The organism is Shewanella sp. SM55 (genome assembly GCF_025654025.1).
In the GTDB taxonomy this organism is placed as follows: Bacteria; Pseudomonadota; Gammaproteobacteria; order Enterobacterales; family Shewanellaceae; genus Shewanella; species Shewanella oncorhynchi.
On the sequence record NZ_JAKKRS010000046.1, the window covers coordinates 1 to 586 of the forward strand.

At 56.1% G+C, this 586-nt stretch carries 1 pseudogene; it reads left to right on the forward strand.

The features are described from left to right. A pseudogene (locus L5L91_RS22640) lies at positions 1-586 on the forward strand (hypothetical protein); the annotation flags it as partial.

The window sequence follows — 586 nt, forward strand, 5'->3', positions numbered from 1 at the left end:
GCACGCAAGCCGATGTTCCTACAAATACAGGTACACCGGCTCGTTCGCCTGTCGCGGCGAACACCACAAACACGCCTTCAATGTCACAGACGGATGGCGTGCCTACGGAAGATACCCCTGCGACAGTGGTGCCTGAGGCGAATGCTGCACAAGGATACACTGGCCGTAAATGGGAGGTGAGTAGTTCAACACCTGTGAATCTGAGTCAGGGTGCGCAAACGGGCAGCAATTACACCCAAGGACCTAGACATAATCTTGGGACAATCCCAGATGCAGCGACTGGTCATCCCGGTGGTCCCGCGGCTGGCAATGACAGCGGTACAACCCCACCAGTGATGGGCAACGGTTCGCCATCGGTGGCGGATGTAACAGATGATGGCACGCAAGCCGATGTTCCTACAAATACAGGTACACCGGCTCGTTCGCCTGTCGCGGCGAACACCACAAACACGCCTTCAATGTCACAGACGGATGGCGTGCCTACGGAAGATACCCCTGCGACAGTGGTGCCTGAGGCGAATGCTGCACAAGGATACACTGGCCGTAAATGGGAGGTGAGTAGTTCAACACCTGTGAATCTGAGTCA